General features: G+C 51.4%; 14 protein-coding genes. 8 read left to right on the top strand and 6 right to left on the bottom strand.

All coding sequences use genetic code 11. The features are described 5' to 3' along the window. Positions 1–93: 93 nt before the first annotated feature. Positions 94–873 carry an outer membrane permeability protein SanA gene (gene sanA / locus LCF41_RS09265; protein ID WP_225087801.1) on the top strand — a complete coding sequence of 260 codons (780 nt, stop codon included), beginning with the start codon at positions 94–96 and terminating at the stop codon, positions 871–873. Between the two features lie 9 nt (positions 874–882). Here sanA and yeiB read toward each other — a convergent pair whose 3' ends face one another. The 3 genes from yeiB to LCF41_RS09250 all read right to left on the bottom strand — a co-directional run bounded on the left by yeiB (position 883) and on the right by LCF41_RS09250 (position 4,882). Then, entirely contained in the window at positions 883–2,070 is a 1,188-nt protein-coding gene (yeiB, locus tag LCF41_RS09260; RefSeq protein ID WP_225087800.1) for a DUF418 domain-containing protein YeiB, read from the bottom strand. A 138-nt stretch (positions 2,071–2,208) separates the two neighbouring features. Continuing rightward, a complete protein-coding gene (gene folE, locus LCF41_RS09255; protein ID WP_005967317.1) occupies positions 2,209–2,871 on the bottom strand; it encodes a GTP cyclohydrolase I FolE in 663 nt (220 codons plus the stop codon). Between the two features lie 328 nt (positions 2,872–3,199). Further along, a complete protein-coding gene (locus LCF41_RS09250; RefSeq protein WP_225087798.1) occupies positions 3,200–4,882 on the bottom strand; it encodes a methyl-accepting chemotaxis protein in 1,683 nt (560 codons plus the stop codon). A 690-nt stretch (positions 4,883–5,572) separates the two neighbouring features. Between LCF41_RS09250 and ptrR the strand changes: the two genes are divergently transcribed. The 5 genes from ptrR (at position 5,573) to LCF41_RS09225 (ending at position 9,839) form a co-directional block, all read left to right on the top strand. Further along, a complete protein-coding gene (ptrR, locus tag LCF41_RS09245; RefSeq protein WP_225087797.1) occupies positions 5,573–6,463 on the top strand; it encodes a putrescine utilization regulator PtrR in 891 nt (296 codons plus the stop codon). A gap of 111 nt (positions 6,464–6,574) precedes the next feature. Further along, positions 6,575–7,696, top strand: a complete 1,122-nt coding sequence (locus LCF41_RS09240) for an S-(hydroxymethyl)glutathione dehydrogenase/class III alcohol dehydrogenase (protein WP_161529211.1) — start codon at positions 6,575–6,577, stop codon at positions 7,694–7,696. Positions 7,697–7,736: 40 nt separating this feature from the next. Next, positions 7,737–8,582: an S-formylglutathione hydrolase gene (gene fghA, locus LCF41_RS09235; RefSeq protein ID WP_284144954.1), complete on the top strand. Its 846-nt coding sequence runs from the start codon at positions 7,737–7,739 to the stop codon at positions 8,580–8,582. Between the two features lie 156 nt (positions 8,583–8,738). Then, positions 8,739–9,383 (top strand): glutathione S-transferase family protein, encoded by a 645-nt coding sequence (locus LCF41_RS09230; protein WP_225087796.1) that lies wholly within the window; start codon positions 8,739–8,741, stop codon positions 9,381–9,383. Between the two features lie 243 nt (positions 9,384–9,626). Then, positions 9,627–9,839: a KTSC domain-containing protein gene (locus LCF41_RS09225; RefSeq protein ID WP_039350901.1), complete on the top strand. Its 213-nt coding sequence runs from the start codon at positions 9,627–9,629 to the stop codon at positions 9,837–9,839. An 85-nt stretch (positions 9,840–9,924) separates the two neighbouring features. On the opposite strand, the gene LCF41_RS09220 is transcribed toward LCF41_RS09225, so the two are convergent. Beyond that, positions 9,925–11,013 carry an oxidoreductase gene (locus tag LCF41_RS09220; RefSeq protein ID WP_225087795.1) on the bottom strand — a complete coding sequence of 363 codons (1,089 nt, stop codon included), beginning with the start codon at positions 11,011–11,013 and terminating at the stop codon, positions 9,925–9,927. Positions 11,014–11,278: 265 nt separating this feature from the next. On the opposite strand from LCF41_RS09220, the gene LCF41_RS09215 reads away from it, so the two are divergent. After that, positions 11,279–12,790, top strand: a complete 1,512-nt coding sequence (locus LCF41_RS09215) for a sugar ABC transporter ATP-binding protein (protein ID WP_225087793.1) — start codon at positions 11,279–11,281, stop codon at positions 12,788–12,790. Positions 12,791–12,861: 71 nt separating this feature from the next. Next, complete coding sequence (locus LCF41_RS09210; RefSeq protein WP_225088129.1) at positions 12,862–13,782, top strand: ABC transporter permease; 921 nt, start codon at positions 12,862–12,864, stop codon at positions 13,780–13,782. Positions 13,783–14,249: 467 nt separating this feature from the next. On the opposite strand, the gene LCF41_RS09205 is transcribed toward LCF41_RS09210, so the two are convergent. Continuing rightward, positions 14,250–15,239, bottom strand: a complete 990-nt coding sequence (locus tag LCF41_RS09205) for a 2-hydroxyacid dehydrogenase (protein ID WP_225087792.1) — start codon at positions 15,237–15,239, stop codon at positions 14,250–14,252. A 468-nt stretch (positions 15,240–15,707) separates the two neighbouring features. Beyond that, entirely contained in the window at positions 15,708–17,825 is a 2,118-nt protein-coding gene (locus LCF41_RS09200) for a TonB-dependent receptor (protein ID WP_225087791.1), read from the bottom strand. Positions 17,826–18,066: the final 241 nt, after the last annotated feature.

Here is an 18,066-nt window from a genome sequence, read left to right as displayed (position 1 = left end):
ACAACCCGTTCCTCGCCTTCGCCTTGCGTCCCCCAGTCAGGTAAAGTAGCCTTGAGGCATGATTAGTCGACTAGCCTTACCCGAGGCATAAGCATGTGGAAACGCCTGACATTCGGTTTGTTAGCCCTCATTGGCGTGCTGCTGCTCTCTGCTTTTGCCCTCGATCGTTGGATCAGCTGGAAAACTGCGCCATTTATTTACGATGAACTTCAGACCTTGCCAAAGCGTCAGGTTGGCGTCGTATTGGGGACGGCGAAATACTACCGCACCGGCGTGATCAACCAATATTATCTGTTCCGTATGCAAGGGACGATTAACGCTTACAACAGCGGTAAAGTCAGCTATCTGCTTCTCAGCGGCGACAACGCGCTGCAAAGCTACAATGAACCGATGACAATGCGTCGCGATTTGATCGCCGCGGGCGTTCCGCCTTCGGATATCGTGCTCGACTATGCGGGGTTCCGCACGCTGGATTCCATCGTCAGAACACGCAAGGTGTTTGATACCAACGATTTCACCATCATCACCCAACGTTTCCACTGCGAACGCGCGCTATTCATTGCGCTGCACCTCGGGATTCAGGCGCAGTGTTACGCCGTGCCTTCGCCCAAAAATATGATGACCGTGCGGGTTCGTGAGTTTGGCGCTCGTTTGGGTGCGCTGTTCGATCTGTATATCCTCAAACGCGAACCGCGCTTTTTAGGGCCGCAGGTGCCGATTCCCGCAGAACATACCATTCCAGAAGATGCCCCGGATTATCCTGCCGTTCTGCCGGAGCAGGTGCTGCCCTCGCCCGTTCATCAGGCTAAACCTGACCAACCAGCGAAAACCGAGCCCGAATCCAAACCGCAGAACGAGCACGCCGCACCTTAGGGGCTTGTTCTACTCGGTTTTCCCTATCGCATGGGTGAGTTTGCGCCATAGCCATTCCAACGGTCCCTGACGGAAATAGCGCAGCCAGTAGTGAGAAAAGACCAGATTGGCGATCCAGATAATGGGAACCAGCGCCAACAATTGCAGGCGGCTGAAAGCCATAAACAGACCGAGCTGGTTAAACAGCAGCACACAAATCAGCGTTTGTAGCAAATAGTTGGTTAACGCCATGCGCCCAACATCCGTAATCCAGTACGTGATGCGCCATTGGCACAGCGTGCCCCAAAAACCGTAGCAAAACGCCAGATAACCTATCGCCTGCAAGGGTGAACTCAGCTCGCGTGGAATTTGCAATAACAGCCCGCTCCAGCGATATTCCCAGTCCACCAGCCACTGCCCCACCACGCCGATACTGTTAATCGCCACACCCAGCGGAATCAACCACAGTGCCACCTTACGATAGTGCGCCGTGCTGAATTCCCCTTTCAGCCAGCCGCTGCGCATCAACCCGGCGCCTAATAGCATCGATCCCGCCAGCAGCCAGCCGTACTGCACGCCCAGCGACAACAGGCTTTCCGTGAGCAGATCGACGCGATTACTCCACGCTTCCGGCCCGCCTAACGCCCGCCAATAAGCCTCGTAGGTGACATCCGCCATACCCGGCAGCCAGAATCGCCCCGGTTGCAGGCTCAGAATCTGACTCAGTACAAACAGCACGCCGATTCCCACCAGATACAGAACCGCCCCCGAGCGCATTAGCAACTGGCTGCTTTCTGCATGGTGAATCATGCCGTAACACACCAACCCTATCAGCGCATAGTCGAGCAAAATGTCACCATCCCACAGAAAAATGGCATGAATTAGCCCGATGATCATCAGCCAGAAAAGACGCGCATGTGCCCAGCGTTTCCCTCGCGGCAGCAATAGCTGTAGCCCCGCACCAAAAAGGAGAGAAAACAGTGTCAGGAATTTTGCTTGCGCCAGCAGATCCATCGCCGCCCACGTCAAGGCATCGGACAACGTGGCTTCTCCTTGCCAGGCTGGATTGAGGTATGCCGCATGCGGTAAACCAAACGCCGTAATATTCAGCAGTAAAATACCCAGGATGGCGACGCCGCGTGCGAAATCCAGCGTAACTATCCGTGAAGGTGGCCGCGAAAGTGGCAAATGAGGTGATGGTACAGTGTGAGAAGGCATACAAATTACATTTTCAAATCATCGAAGTAGCGATTGTATGCACAGAAAGGGAAAAAGCGAAGATGCTTACTGATTTGACGATAGCCGATGTGGCGATGACGAGAGGGAACTCCTTCATCATCACCAATCAGAGCGGGCTTAATTGTGGTGGCGAACCGCGCGCAGGAATTCCTGACGCGTGTTCTGGCTGGATTTAAACAGCCCGCCGAGCGATGTCGTAGTTGTGGCGCTGGTCGCATCACGAATACCGCGCGCCTTCACGCAGTAATGCACCGCATCGATCGAAACGGCAACGTTATTGGTTCCCAATAACGTTTGCAGCGCGACGAGAATCTGCTGCGTTAAGCGCTCCTGCACTTGCGGGCGCTGAGAGAAAAACTGGACGATACGGTTGAGCTTCGACAACCCAATGACGCCATCTTTCGGAATATACGCCACCGTCGCTTTCCCATCGATCGTCACGAAATGGTGTTCGCAGGTGCTGGTCAGCGTGATATCGCGCACGGTAACCATTTCATCGACCTTCATTTTGTTTTCAATGATGGTGATTTTGGGGAAATTGGCGTAGTCTAGGCCGGAGAATATTTCATCAACGTACATTTTGGCGATACGAGTCGGTGTTTCAGCCAGACTGTCATCGCTCAAATCGAGACTCAGCAAATTCATAATTTCCGTCATATGCTCGGCAATACGTTGCTTACGCGTATCCCGATCCAACAGCGCCCCGCGCAGCGGCGTTTCCAGGCCGCGTGCCAGTAGTGCTTCGTGCACCATAACGGCTTCTTTACTTAGTGATGACATTATTATTCTCCTGCAGGTGTAACTATGCCTATCGCACTATCACGGCCTTGATCAGACCCTAGCGCCGTCAACACTCTAGTTGAGAGAGTTACGATTATCCAGTGATTGTACGTCATGATTGTTGAAATAGATTCAGGTTATCACCCGCATTGGGTGTACCACTGTGCCGTAACGGGGGGTGAAATCTTGTGCACAGGAAGACCACGATTCCGCCATCAATGTTCCATTGATAAACAAAAAAAGCACCGGGAAAATCCCAGTGCTTTTAGCGATAAATCATCTGACTTTTGCAGGCGTCAGCGCGCTGACGCCGCGTGTCGTAGGGCTATCAGAAGGTTTCCCAGTTGTCGTTAGCATTGCCTTTTCTACCACCTGTGGCCGCTAATAACATCGGCTTCTCCACCGCTGGCGCTTTCTCTGCCAGACGCTGCTGAGGGCGACGATGCGCCTCTGCGGCCGACAGCTGGAATACCGATACAGCCTCAGTCAACTGGCGAGCCTGATCTTCCAGCGATGCAGCGGCAGCGGCAGACTCCTGTACCAGCGCGGCGTTCTGCTGTGTCACGCCATCCATCTCGGTCACCGCCTGACCAATCTGAGTAATACCGCGGCTTTGCTCATCTGATGCCGATGCGATTTCCCCCATCAGGTCGTTCACCCGGGTGATGGCAGAAATGATGGAATCCATCGCTTCGCCAGTTTGCGTAACCTGATTTGACCCCGTGTTGATACGTTCAACCGATTCCGTAATCAGGCTTTCAATTTCTTTCGCCGCCTGAGCACTGCGCTGCGCCAGATTACGCACTTCACCCGCCACCACTGCAAAACCACGCCCTTGTTCACCGGCTCTGGCTGCTTCCACTGCCGCGTTCAACGCCAGAATGTTGGTCTGGAAGGCAATGCCGTTAATCACGCTGGTGATATCAGCAATTTTCTTCGAGCTGGTCGTAATGCTTGCCATCGTCGCCATCACATCTGCCGTGACGTCGCCCCCTTTCTTCGCCGCAACGGAAGCATCCTGCGCCAGCTTGGTGGCCTGATGAACGTTATCAGCATTCTGTTTCACCGTCGCACTCAGCTCTTCCATACTGGCGGCCGTTTGTTCCAGTGCCGCAGCCTGCTGCTCGGTACGTGCGGACAAATCGTTATTGCCGCTTTTGATTTCACTGGAACCCTGATGAATGGAGGCAGAGCTGTCGCGGATAATGGACACCGTATTAACCAGACTGCCCTGCATCTCTTTCAGATAAGGAATCAACTGCCCGGCACAGTTACGACCAAACTCGTCAATCGGGTGGTTAAGTTGCCCGGCAGCCAGCAACTGAAAATACCCTTTGATTATATTCAACGGCTTAACCAGGTAGTGAACCAGATAGCGATCCGTCAACAGCAGGATGAGCAATCCAAGAATGGCCGCGCCCAACAGTATATGATTACTCCAGTTAGCCAGCCCATAGACCTCGCTCATTGACGCCTGTGACGAGGAAAGGAGCGCCGTCTGGTATTTCTCCATATTAGCGCCGAATGCCACGCTCAACGGCGGGTAGGTTTTACGGAAAAGCTGACGGAACTCCTCCTGACGATTCTCACGCGCAGCATTCAGCATCGGCGTCAACCCGTTATCCAGTAGCTGGGTCCACGCGGCGATCATATTATCTACGGTTGCTTTATCAACGCCGACGTGCTCAACGGCTTTAAAAGCAGCCAGTTGATCTGACGTGATTTTAAATGCCGCAGTGGCAGACGTGAATACTTTTTCCGCATCAGCGACATCACCCGTTTGCTGGAAATCCATCGAGCGAACGACACGAGTAACCGTACGAAAATATTGGTCATTGCCTTTTGCCAGCATCTCTACGTTTTTACGTTGAGTTTCACCGGATTCTAATAACTTGGTCATGCTGCTTAATGAGGTGGTAGTAAAGAAAGACGCGCCTCCCCATACAACCAGAAACAGACCCAATATTGTTAAAAGCATTGCCCTGATGGTAATATTTTTAAAAAAATTCACAGAAGACTCCTATAAATTATCTGGCGACTTTCCTCTGCGCTTTCTGCAACATAGCTGCACATTTTTAATTGGAAATACGCCTGGTGTTACGTCATTTAATGAAAAGCAGATGCTCTCATTAGTTAGAGTTATTTTCCTTTAATGACCAAAAGATACACTTCCTTACAATAATGATAAGATATTCCTACCATACATTAACATTATCGGCACTTCTGGCAGGCACTTTACGTCATTTCATTAGTAAATGCGATCAAAACAATATATTGCGATAGTTTTTGGCTATTGTTTTGATACGATAATTTATTTATACATTTAACTATTTATTTTAATTATATATTTACTTCCTGCTTCACTATTGTGCGAGGGTAAAACACAGGTTTATTTTCCTGTGATTATTCTTATTTTCCATTCTGGTCTTATTCTCTGAAAAATATGCCCCTACTCGTTATAAAGTTGATTGTGGAGCTATTAATTCAGGTCGTGATCGTTTTATCTCTTTCTAAGCCAAAATATTAATTCTGATGATAATTACGCCCGTCATTTTCATCATTCAGCGCACATTTCATCACGTCGGGTTTACGTAACGTTCACATCAATGTGGCCTAAGCCAGTTGCGAAACGCGCAGCTTGTCGCTACACTTCACAAAAAATGAATAATCAAACACCAGTTCATTACAAAAAGAGAAAGATATGGATTTGACCCAGCTCCGCATGTTCTGTCTCGTTGCTGAAACGGGCTCCGTCGCACGCGCCGCGGAACAGCTTCATCGGGTGCCCTCAAATCTGACCACGCGGTTACGCCAGTTGGAACAGGAATTGGGTACCGACCTGTTCATCCGTGAGAAACAGCGCCTGCGCCTGTCACCGATTGGGCACAATTTCTTATGCTATGCCCAGCGTATTCTGGCGCTTAGCGAAGAAGCGATCAGCATGACGCGTACGGGCGAACCCGCAGGTAATTTCGCGCTAGGCTCAATGGAAAGCACGGCGGCAACCCGTTTACCTACGCTATTAGCGGCTTACCATCAGCGTTACCCCAGCGTGTCGCTGTCTCTGAATACCGGTACTTCCGGGGAAATCATTGAGCGCGTACGTGCAGGAACGCTGGCAGCAGCGTTAGTCGATGGCCCCGTCGTTTACGATGAGCTGAATGGCTGTTCATGCTTTACGGAACGACTCGTGCTGATATCCGACACGACGCACGCGCCGATTAGCCATGCGCGGGATGCCAGCCACGATACGCTGTTTGCTTTCCGCCCCAGTTGTTCCTATCGAAAGCGCCTTGAGAGCTGGTTCCAGCAAGATGGCGTAGTGCCCGGTACTATCATGGAAATTCACTCATACCATGCCATGCTTGCCTGTGTAGCCAGCGGTGCTGGGCTCGCCATGCTCCCGTATACCGTCCTTGAATCGTTGCCCGCTGGTGCGCGCGTTCAGGTACATGAATTGCCGCTCGACATCGCCACCGCGTCTACCTGGCTCGTCTGGCGGCGCGACGCCTTCGGCCCCAATGTTGAAGCGCTGAAAAAACTCATTATTGAACAGTGCAGCATGATTGAACCACCTACTCAGCAGGAATAACCCTTATTTTCCCTGAGTAACCCTTTTCGAGACAGGACGACACAGCGATGAGTACCCCGTCCTCTCATACAATTTACAACCCATAACGGAATGCCATTAGGAGTCTCCACCATGCAAATGATTAAAACCCGTGCCGCCATCGCCTGGGGTCCCAACCAGCCACTGTCGGTTGAAGAAGTGGATCTGATGCCACCACAGAAAGGTGAAGTCCTGGTACGTATCGTCGCAACCGGCGTGTGCCACACGGATGCCTACACGCTGTCGGGCAAAGATCCTGAAGGCGTATTCCCGGCGATTCTTGGCCATGAAGGCGGCGGGATTGTCGAAGCCATCGGGGAAGGCGTCACCAGCGTTGCCGTTGGCGATCACGTGATTCCGCTTTACACGCCAGAATGTGGCGAATGTAAATTCTGTCGCTCCGGCAAAACCAACCTGTGTCAGGCGATTCGTTCCACGCAGGGTAAAGGCCTGATGCCAGACGGCACCACCCGTTTCTCTAAAAATGGCCAGCCGATTTTCCATTACATGGGCACATCTACCTTCGCAGAGCACACCGTCGTGCCTGAAATTTCGCTGGCGAAAGTGAATAAAGAAGCACCGCTGGAAGAAGTTTGCCTACTGGGCTGCGGCGTCACCACCGGTATGGGTGCCGTGTTGAATACCGCCAAAGTGAAAGCGGGCGATACGGTTGCGATTTTCGGTCTCGGCGGCATTGGTTTGTCGGCGATTATCGGTGCGCAGATGGCGGGTGCCGGACGCATCATCGGGATCGATCTCAACACCAGTAAATTCGATCTGGCGCGTAAACTGGGTGCCACCGACCTGATCAACCCGAAAGATTACGATAAGCCGATTCAGGACGTCATCGTTGAACTGACCGATGGCGGCGTGGACTTCTCCTTCGAGTGTATCGGTAACGTCAATGTCATGCGTTCCGCGCTAGAGTGCTGTCATAAAGGCTGGGGTGAATCCATCATCATCGGCGTCGCAGGTGCAGGCGAAGAAATCGCCACTCGTCCGTTCCAACTGGTGACCGGTCGCGTATGGCGCGGTTCTGCCTTCGGAGGCGTAAAAGGCCGTAGCGAACTGCCAGGCATTGTCGATCGTTACCTGAAAGGTGAGTTCCCGCTGAATGATTTCATCACCCACACCATGGGACTGGATGACATCAACACCGCATTCGATTTAATGCACGAAGGCAAATCGATTCGCTCAGTGATCCATTTCGGTTAATTGCACACCGTCAGGAACAGAAAAAGGAGGCTGTACAGCGATGACTTCATCACTGGAACTGCTGGAAGAACACCGTATGTTTGGCGGCTGGCAACAGCGCTACCGCCATGTGTCAGACACGCTGAACACCGCGATGACGTTCAGCATCTATCTGCCGCCGACGCAGGATGATACACCGCCGCCCGTGCTTTACTGGCTGTCCGGGTTAACCTGCAACGACGAAAATTTTACGACAAAAGCGGGCGCGCAGCGCATTGCTTCCGAGCTGGGTCTGGTGCTGGTCATGCCGGATACCAGCCCACGCGGCGATGGCGTAGCGAACGATGCAGGGTACGATTTGGGTCAGGGTGCAGGGTTCTACGTGAATGCCACGCAGGCGCCTTGGTCGGCACACTACCGGATGTATGACTACATCAGCAGTGAACTGCCAGCACTGATTCAGCAGCATTTTAACGTGAATAGTCGTCAGTCCATCAGCGGGCATTCGATGGGCGGACACGGCGCGCTGATGCTGGCGCTACGCAACCCGGAAAAATTCCTGTCTGCATCGGCGTTCGCACCGATCGTTAACCCAAGTCAGGTTCCCTGGGGACGCAAGGCGCTGACTGCCTATCTCGGCGAGGATGAAACGCAGTGGTTGCAGTATGACAGCTGCCATTTACTGGCAAATAGCCAGAAGAAGCTGCCGATGCTGGTCGATCAGGGCGATTGCGATCAGTTCCTCCCCGATCAGTTGCAACCGGCGAAGCTGGAAGCGCTGGCAAGCCAGTATGACTGGCCGCTGACGCTGCGGACACAGTCTGGCTATGACCACAGCTATTTCTTCATCGCCAGTTTCATCGAGGATCACCTGCGCTTTCACGCCCGCTATTTATTGGAAGACTAGCTGTCCGAATAATAGTGCTATGCTTACCTCGTTGAGCGCCGCGCTCAGGAATCTCCTGAGCGCGTTTTCTCTCCCAATCGTCATAATCCCTGAACAACATGAACGCGCCTACCGCGTGCAGCATGACGGATAAAAAAAGAAAAAAAGGAAACCTTGATGATACACGTTCATCACCTCGAAAAATCCCGTTCGACCCGCGTGACCTGGCTGTTGGAAGAACTGGGCGTTGATTATGAAATCATTCGCTACACGCGTGACCCAAAAACGTTTAGTGCTCACGCATCGCTCAAACAAATCCACCCGCTAGGTAAATCACCGGTCATTACCGATGGTGACCTCACGGTTGCCGAATCCGGGGCGATTGTGGAATACCTGATTGAGACTTACGGCAACGGCAGGCTTCGTCCGCAGAGCGGACAAGCGCTATTGGACTATCGCTTCTGGTTACATTTTGCTGAAGGATCGCTCATGCAGTTGCTGGTGATGCGTTTGGTATTAGCGAAAACAGAGTCCGCGCCAATGCCATTCTTCGTCCGCCCCGTGGCACGAAAAATTGTGCACAGTATCGAACAGGCTTTTATTGTGCCGAGGCTAACGACGCAACTTCAGTTCATCGAACAGCATTTGAGCACAAAAGACTGGTTTGCAGGAGAGTCGCTCAGCGGTGCCGATATACAAATGGCCGTCCCGCTGGTGCTGGCGAAAACGCGTCTGGATTTCAGCCGCTATCCGCATATCCAGCAATACATTGAGCGGATAGAGAGCCAGCCTGCTTTTCAACGGGCTATCGCTCAGGATTAACGAAACAATAAGGCCATCATCTTATCAGCGATAAACAACAAACCGTTAGAGGAACGACAGAGATAGAATTCTGTGAGCGTTTACTGATTATTCATGATCTAATAACGATATGCTGCTGTTTACCCGCGATATATTTCGAGCTATAACACTATTCTTAAGGTTATAACACAATATAGCTAGAGAACTCGAAAGAGGGTGGTATACCGTCAGGATGCGGCATTGACACGTTGGGAGTGATTAATTTTGCAGAGAAAACGCGTTTCATCAACAGAATTGTTTTCCGTCGGATACGATGCAGAAAAAAGCCAATTGGAAGTCGAATTGCTAAATGGGAGCATCTATCTCTACAGCGGCGTAGCACGCATGATTTATGAAGAGCTGATGGCCAGCAAGACGAAGTACCGTTACTACGCCAGCTACATCAAAAATTCATTCCCTTACGAGAAAACACAATAGCCATTTAACTATAACACGCTGTTTTTAAAAATAAAAATCATCTTTAAGGGCGGAAGGTACTCTCCGCCCTTTTCTTACCACCGATTTATTCTTCGGCAAACTCAACGGTATTAAAAGCCGCCAGCAGAACGTCTTCATTCAGTACCAACGGCAGATAATGAATGGATTCCCCCTCCTGCAAGGTGCGGGCAATAACAGCCTGAAGCGACGCGCGATCGTGAATATCTACATCCAGCGCGGCCAGTGAGGTTGGCAAACCGAATGCCTTAAATGCCGCCTTCAGTTGACGCAGCGTCTCACGATCCCCCAGCAAAGCACTCTGCACCAGAATGCCATAAGCCACTTTAGTACCATGCAGGAAGCGTTCCGTTTGCGGCAACACCGTCAAACCGTTATGAACCGCATGCGCCGCTGCCACACGCGTGTAACGCTCACCCAACCCGCCAACCATGCCGCCGCCAGCAATGATCGCATCGACCACATCCAGAAAGTCCTGCGTCAGTTCACCATGTTTGACAGCTTCCAGTGCCGCCTCACTTTGTTGCAGCAACACATTGCGGATATCCAGTGCAGCCTGTAAGCCCAGTCGGACAGAAAGCGGCAGCGTTTCTGGCTGAGGGCTAAGGACGACGGCTTCATACCATTTCGCCAAGGTATCACCGACGCCAGCCAGCAGGTATTCCACCGGCGCTGCCAGCAAAATCCGCGGCTCCACCAGCACCAGATGGTTAGCATCGGTGAAAATCTCGAAGCGCAGCGCCTGTCCGGCATCGTTATACCAGACGGACAGCGGCGTCCAGGCCGCACAAGTCGCCGCAATAGTCGGAATCGCCACCAGCGGCACGCCAATGTGGCGCGCCGCGACCTTCGCGGTATCCAGCACCGCCCCACCGCCGACGCCAATAACAACCTGACAGTTATCGCCCGCCTGTGCCACCAGTTTTGCGACTTCCCCCTCACTGCAATGCGCGCCAAACTGAACGCGTCGGGCTGAAGGCGCATCGAATTCGGCGGGCAAATACGGCCGCGCCGCAGCCATCGCCCGCTCACCGTAGATCCACAGTGCGTTTTTCAGCGCCTCCGGCGGATAAAAATCCAGCAGCTTATCGATAGCGCCAGAGAAAGAAAAATAGTTGGCGGGACCAACCTGTACGCGGACTGCCGTTGTGTGCATGTTTGAATCTTCCTCGCCGCGCCCTTTCTTGAGCACGGCTCTTATCGTATGTTTTTTTGACAGCCGAATATGCTGCGCTACCCTGTTGATAATCCCATCTTATTCACTTGCTTGCGGCAGATTAAGAACTTTTTTGCTTAATTTATACTTTTTCGTTCATAGCCAAACCGGCTCAAACACTTGAAGCTGTATTAAATGCTCTGAGATATGTGCTACCTTTCTTTTCCGTTATTTCATGACCTGACCGCCAAGAGCGTTACCGACCATGATTCCTACCCCCCAAAGCCGACTGGAAATGCACAATATTTCCATCTCCTTTTCTGGTTTCCACGCCCTCAAGCAGGTTAATTTCACACTGGAAGGTGGTTCGATTCATGCCCTGACTGGCGCAAACGGCGCGGGTAAATCCACGCTAATGACGATCTTATCAGGCGCTTACGATCACTATCAGGGCGATATTCTGATTAATGGCAAGCAGGTCGACGTCCATTCACCGCGTGATGCCAAGCAGTACGGTATTCATCTGGTACAGCAGGAAGTCGATGCCGCGCTGGTTCCCACCCTGTCCGTGGCGGAAAACATTATGTTGGATACGCTGGCGCAGGATGGGCATCTGCTGAGCTGGTCGCAGATATACCGTCAGGCGCAGACGCTGCTCGATCAGCTTGGCGTTCACCTGAATGTTCGTCAGCGACTGGATACCTGTTCGCTGGCCGAGAAGCAGCAAATTCTGCTCGCCCGCGCCTTGTCACACGAATGCCGCTTCCTGATTTTAGATGAACCCACGGCCCCGTTGGATCAGGCTGAAAGTGCACGACTCTTTCAGGTCGTGCGCCGTTTACAGGCCGACGGCATCGGGATCGTGTTTATTTCCCACCGTATTCATGAGCTGAGTGAGATCTGCGATACGTTGACCGTGCTGCGTGACGGCGAATTTGTCAGCAGCGGCGCAATGCAAGGGCTTAGCGGCGAAGAGATCGTGGAGAGAATGCTGGGGCATCGGCTTGATGACATTTTCCCACCGCGACGCACTGCACCTACTGACGAGACGCTGCTTCAGGTCACGGGTTTGCACGACGAAACGCTGCTGCACAATATTTCTCTTACGCTACGCAAAGGGGAAATTCTGGGCATTGCCGGGCTGGCGGGCGCAGGGAAAACCGAGCTGTGTAAGGCGCTGTTCGGTGCGGAACCCTGCCAGATCGCACAAGGCGAATATCGCGGCAAACCCTGGCGACCACATTCGCCACACCAGTCCGTCGAACAGGGTCTGGCGCTGGTTCCTGAAGAGCGGCGCAAAGAAGGCATTTTTATTGATGAATCCGTCACCATGAATCTGAGCATCACGGCCACCGACAGTTTTTCCCGCTGGGGTTTCTTCAGCCGCAGTAAGGCAGTGAGCTGGGCGAAACGGATCGTTGAACAGCTTGCGGTTCGCACCACCGGCCCGGCACAAAAGCTGGCGCGTCTGTCGGGTGGGAATCAGCAGAAAGTGGCGATCGGCAAGTGGCTACGCAGTGAAGCACAGGTGCTGATTTTTGACGAACCCACCAAAGGCGTGGATATCAAGGCCAAACAGGACTTGTTCACGCTGATTGACGGCCTCGCCCGTCAGGGAAAAGGCATTATTTATGCCTCGGGCGAGTTTTCCGAACTGGTCGGACTCTGCGATCGCATCTGCGTGCTCTGGGATGGCCGCATCGTCGCAGAGCTGAGTGCCGCCGAAATTGACGAAGAAACCCTACTTTTATATTCAACTGGAGGAACTCCCGCGTGAGTCACCCACTTTCATCTAACGGGGCGCTCCCCTTCCGTCACCACGTTTTCGAGTTTCTCTATAAATGGGGCATGTTGATCACGGTTGTCGCGCTGATTGCCCTCTTCGGATTGGCCTCGGATAACTTTCTCGATCCCTATAACATCATCAATATTCTGCGCTCTATCGCTATCGTCACAGTGATTGCCATTGGTGTCTCGATCTCGCTGTCCGTCGGCGGGTTTGACCTTTCCGTGGGATCGACCGCCTCGCTAGCCAACGCGCTGGTTATCTCGCTGTTTGTCTGGTACGGATTCGGCACTACAGGTGCGATCATTCTGACGCTACTGCTGTGTACGCTGGTCGGGCTATTCAACGCTTTCCTCATCGTCGTGCTGAAGATTCCCGATATGCTGGCGACGCTTGCCAGCCTGTTCGTCATTCAGGGCGTTGCGATGACGTACAGCTATGGCGGCTCCATCACGCAGAACATGGTGTTGCCCAGCGGAGAGATGGCGGAGGGCATCATTCCTGAGTTCTTTGCCACACTGGGCCAGGTACCGGTCATTGTCGTCATCATGCTGGCGGTAACGGTACTGGTGCAGTTGTACCTGTCCCTCACCAAACACGGTCGCCGGATGTACGCCATCGGCGGCAACCCCGAGGCGGCAAGACTGGCAGGGATTCGCACGGCGCGTTATCGAGTACAAGCGTACGTGTTCTCTTCATTACTTGCGGCGCTGGGCGGCATTTTACTGGCATCACGCATCGGCTCTTCTCAGGTCAATGCCGGTGGCGGCTATTTGATGGATGCCGTTGCCGCTGCCTACATCGGTTTCTCGCTGGCAGGATCCGGTAAACCGAACGCACTGGGTACGTTGCTCGGTGCCGTTATTCTTGGCGTCTTACAGAATGGGCTGGTAATGCTTTCCGTGCCTTACTATGCCATGGATATCATTAAAGGTCTGGTTCTGGCACTCGCGCTGGCAATGACGTATATCCAGAAACGCTGATTCACACTAACTTCCGCCCCGTGTATCTGGATTCGGGGCGGATTCACTACTCAGCCCACGACAACCCTCCGTCATTAAGTCGGATTTATCCCACAAAAATATATCACCACATCCGTTTTATTATTCACTCCCGTTATTATTAAGAAATAAATATTCCCTCACACAACAAAGAGAGTAATCAGAATAATCACAAATAATAACGTTTCGCTTTAGGTTTGATGTGAAGCATTTTCATTCTCTCGCAGAAATCTTTCATTCCTGAGTGGAGATATTCCTTCACGGATATAATGCGTCTGGCGCAGATAATCGATGACAAAAGATTCAATCTGATGAAACGTTCAATTTTAGTAATCAATTAAAATTGATGAATATCATATTTTCGCTGCCGGGCAATATTCCTTTATACCCGGCGAAATCAAACTATATCCTACGAAATCAAACCGCATCCTGCGAAATCAAACTACAGCTTATTTGTATCCGTTCTGCTGAGCATACTCATCAATATTTTCAATCGTCTTTTCCATCAGTAGTTGCAGCGATGACGCAGACGTCCAGGCGATATGCGGCGTAATCAAAAGGTTCGGCAGGGTTTTCGCCGCGACCATCAATGGATTGTCTTTTTGCGGTGGTTCCTGCGTCAGGCAGTCCAGCGCTGCGCCGGCGATGATGCGCTGCTGTAATGCCTCTGCCAGCGCGTGTTCATCAATCAATCCGCCTCTGGCGGTGTTAATAATAAACGCGGTGGGCTTACACAGCGCGAGCGTCTCCGCATTAATCAGATGCTGCGTACTTGTATTGAGCGGGCAGTTGAGTGAAATCACATTCGCCAGCCGCAGAACGTCTTCAAACGGCAGATAGCCGGCACGACACTGTGCGGCCCCTCGGTGCTCGGCAAAAATCACCTTCATCCCCAGCGCCTGAGCCAGACGTGCAACCTCCCGCCCAATCGTACCGGCCCCAATGATGCCCAGCGTCGCGCCCGCAATGTCTTTGACGGGATGATCAAAATAAGCAAACTGCGACTGGCTGGCCCAACGATCGCTCAGTTGATCGCGATACCACGCCATCAGGCTGTGCTTTAGCGCGAAAATCATGGCTATCACGTGTTCGGATACCGCCTGCGCTGAGTAGCCCGGTACATTTTTGACCGTGATACCCAGCTCTTTGGCCGCAGCAAGATCGATATTGTCGGTTCCCGTTGCCGTCACGGCAATCAGCTTCAACTCAGGCAACGCGGCCAGGGTGTCTCGCGTTAATAGGGTTTTATTCGTGATGATAACGTGGGTGTCTTTTGCTCGGGCGATAACGTGATCGGGCGAGGTGTGGTTATATTCAATCCATTCATGGCGACATTGGGGCCGCCTAAAACTCGTCTTTTTCAGGAAAATGGTTTCAGGCAGTGAGCCTTTATCCAAAAAGGTAATTTTTAACATCATCGTGCCCTGGTTGCTATTCATACACTGACTGCCGATTGCAGATATCGAGTGCTCCGCAATCGGCAATCACGACAGGTATTCTCATACAAAAATAATGAATTAAATTCTCTGTACGACACAAGACAACGAACGTATTAATAACGTTACACTTCCTGCCTCATCGGGAATCCATCACTCCGTAAGGTGAAGCGTAGTCAGCATTAAAGCAATTAACAATACCTAATATAATGAATTCCATTCATCGACGTTGTTAGCGACGATATTCAGAAATATCACAAAAACAATGAAACACCGCGGATAGTTGCGTATTACTCCCATGTCATCAGCAAAGAGATGGCGGCAATAAAGGATGATGACGAATCCCGTCGTTAATCAGAAGGCATAACTGTGCGAAAAAAACCGTAGAAAGGGTGCTATGTGGCTGGAAAGGGAAAGCGAGCGGAGGGCATCCTCCCCGGAACACATTTGACATTCCGGGGAGATGTTGCATCAGAAGTTGACGTTAACTGATAACCAGTAATTACGTCCTGGCATTACATAACCTGTCGTAAAAGCACTGTTTCCGAAGTAATCACCCGCATAATATGAGCTATCAGTTGACTCATAGCGCTGTACTTGAGAGAAGTCCTTATCCAATAGATTGTTTACCGTGCCGTTCAGCGTAACATCCTTCGTTACTTTATACGAAGTGCCCAGATTCACTACCGTCCAGGATTTCAGGTCGGCACCACGATCGTCATACACCAATTTTTGAGCCGTATTCAGATTCGCATAATTGGCAGTGAAACGTGGTGTCTTCGCTCGGTATTCCGCTGCCAACCAGCTATTCCATTGCTCATCGATCTGCCAGTTCAAACGGGCATTCGCCATGTGTTTGGCCGTCGTTGTCAATGCTGCGCCAGGATTCTTTCCACCGATTTGTTCACTATGCGTATAGGTGTAGTTCAGCGCCAGAGTGACATCCGGCACGAATACTGGGAAAGATGTCGCGAGTTCCACACCTTGTGTTCTGGCTTTGCCAATATTGCGATACGTGCTCGTTGAGCTATTGAGTTCAACCGAGTCAATCGCATTTTTATAATGGTTCACGAATCCTGTGATATTCGCTTTTACATTCGCATCGTTTTCATAATACACCCCCGTCTCAAAATTGGTGCTTTCTTCAGGCTTGAGATTTGGGTTGCCGATGGTCGTTGCAGCGCCATTTCTGGCTACGCCACTGACACCATTATGCAATTGCGCAAGAGAAGGCGTTTTGTATCCGGTACTCACACCACCTTTTACCGTCCAGTCATCCGCGACATTCCATACCAGATAGGCACGCGGGCTAACATGTCCACCGAAGCTATCATGTTTCTCATAGCGGGCACCTAACGTCAGTGACAACGGATCGAGTAGCTGCCAGTCGTCTTCTGCATACAGTGACCAGCTTTTTTGTTCAAACGTTTCACCGCTGTTTGCCAACACAATGCCATCTTTAAGGCGTGAATCCCAGAATTGCCCACCAACCGTTAGCAGATGATCCTCCCCGATTGGCGACACGAGCATCGTATCGAAAATAGTGTTGGTATTCTTCAGCTCGCGGTCGCGACCAGACAGGCTTGCATTGGCGGTATTCAATACGCGTGGTGTTAGCAGTCGCCCCTTGTTCTCGGTCACTGCATATGACAAATTTGAGCTCCAACGACCAAACGAGAGGTCGGTGTCATGGCCAATTGCCAGTTTATTACGCTCAAAGCGCAATTCATCGCGGTATCCACCGCCACTAACACCAATCGGGCCCAGTTGGCTACTGCGGTTATCGTAAGTCTGACGTGACACATCGCCATCAATCCACAGGGTATTCGCTTCGCTGGTTTTAAAGCTCAGTTTCCCACCGACAGTGTAGTTATCAGTCTTGGTCGGGAACGGAACACGCGTGTCACCCGTCCCGCTCAGTGAGGTGACGCTTGATCCCTGACGATGCTCCACATTACCGCGCAATGCCAAACTAAATTGATCGTTCACCAACGGGCCGGAGGTATAGAACCCCAGCGTTGAGCTGTCACCCCATTTACGGTGTTCTTGCACCGTATGTGACAGATTAACGCTGCCACTCCACTGTTTACTGTTTTTCTTCGTAATAATGTTGACCACACCGCCAATCGCATCAGAACCATACAGCGTCGACATAGGCCCACGGATCACTTCAATACGTTCAATGGCTGACAATGGCGGCATCACCGCCGTATTCATGGTGTCAAAACCGTTCGGCGTTGTATCTCCACTGGCATTCTGACGTACTCCATCGATTAGAATCAGGGTATAACTGCTCGGCATACCACGAATACTGATGTCCAGACCACCCGTTTTACCCGTACCGCTGCGCACATCAACCCCTTCCACGCCACTTAACGCTTCTCCCAGATCGTGATAGTTTTTCTGGGAAAGCGCCTCTTCACTAATGACAGAAATCGATGCAGGTGCGTTCGTTAACTTTTTCTCATAACCACTCGCGGTGACAACTAAAACATCATCACTATCTGCCGCTATCGCGACATTTGTTGCTGTTGCCGCCAGAGCCAGTGCTACTGCATTCTTGAGATTAATCAGAGAATTTGCTTTCATGATTCCTCGTTATTTTATTGAGTTTTTTTGCAGGAAAGAGTGTAAAGGAATGCATTTAAACGTAAATGATAAGTATTAGCATTATTTATTTCGTTTAACTACGGTTTAGAAATGCCAGTTTTCGTAGCACGAAAGCACTTACCAGGAAGAATGAAAACGGTCAGGAAGGACTTTACAAGAATAATTAAACTCAAAATATTTGATATAAAAGTGATAGTTTTATCAAATAAAAACGCCGCTG

The organism is Pectobacterium colocasium (assembly GCF_020181655.1).
Classification (GTDB): Bacteria; Pseudomonadota; Gammaproteobacteria; order Enterobacterales; family Enterobacteriaceae; genus Pectobacterium; species Pectobacterium colocasium.
Note: the sequence above shows the minus strand (reverse complement) of the source record. Positions and strands in the feature narration are given on the sequence as shown.

What these genes read in the sequence shown, in the direction of transcription:
- fghA (WP_284144954.1), top strand. Translation starts at nt 7,737, where the DNA reads ATGACTTCATCACTGGAACTGCTGGAAGAACACCGTATGTTTGGCGGC.
- LCF41_RS09215 (WP_225087793.1), top strand. Translation starts at nt 11,279, where the DNA reads ATGATTCCTACCCCCCAAAGCCGACTGGAAATGCACAATATTTCCATC.
- LCF41_RS09240 (WP_161529211.1), top strand. Translation starts at nt 6,575, where the DNA reads ATGCAAATGATTAAAACCCGTGCCGCCATCGCCTGGGGTCCCAACCAG.
- LCF41_RS09205 (WP_225087792.1), bottom strand. Translation starts at nt 15,239, where the DNA reads ATGAATAGCAACCAGGGCACGATGATGTTAAAAATTACCTTTTTGGAT.
- ptrR (WP_225087797.1), top strand. Translation starts at nt 5,573, where the DNA reads ATGGATTTGACCCAGCTCCGCATGTTCTGTCTCGTTGCTGAAACGGGC.
- LCF41_RS09230 (WP_225087796.1), top strand. Translation starts at nt 8,739, where the DNA reads ATGATACACGTTCATCACCTCGAAAAATCCCGTTCGACCCGCGTGACC.
- LCF41_RS09200 (WP_225087791.1), bottom strand. Translation starts at nt 17,825, where the DNA reads ATGAAAGCAAATTCTCTGATTAATCTCAAGAATGCAGTAGCACTGGCT.
- yeiB (WP_225087800.1), bottom strand. Translation starts at nt 2,070, where the DNA reads ATGCCTTCTCACACTGTACCATCACCTCATTTGCCACTTTCGCGGCCA.
- folE (WP_005967317.1), bottom strand. Translation starts at nt 2,871, where the DNA reads ATGTCATCACTAAGTAAAGAAGCCGTTATGGTGCACGAAGCACTACTG.
- LCF41_RS09210 (WP_225088129.1), top strand. Translation starts at nt 12,862, where the DNA reads ATGTTGATCACGGTTGTCGCGCTGATTGCCCTCTTCGGATTGGCCTCG.
- LCF41_RS09220 (WP_225087795.1), bottom strand. Translation starts at nt 11,013, where the DNA reads ATGCACACAACGGCAGTCCGCGTACAGGTTGGTCCCGCCAACTATTTT.
- sanA (WP_225087801.1), top strand. Translation starts at nt 94, where the DNA reads ATGTGGAAACGCCTGACATTCGGTTTGTTAGCCCTCATTGGCGTGCTG.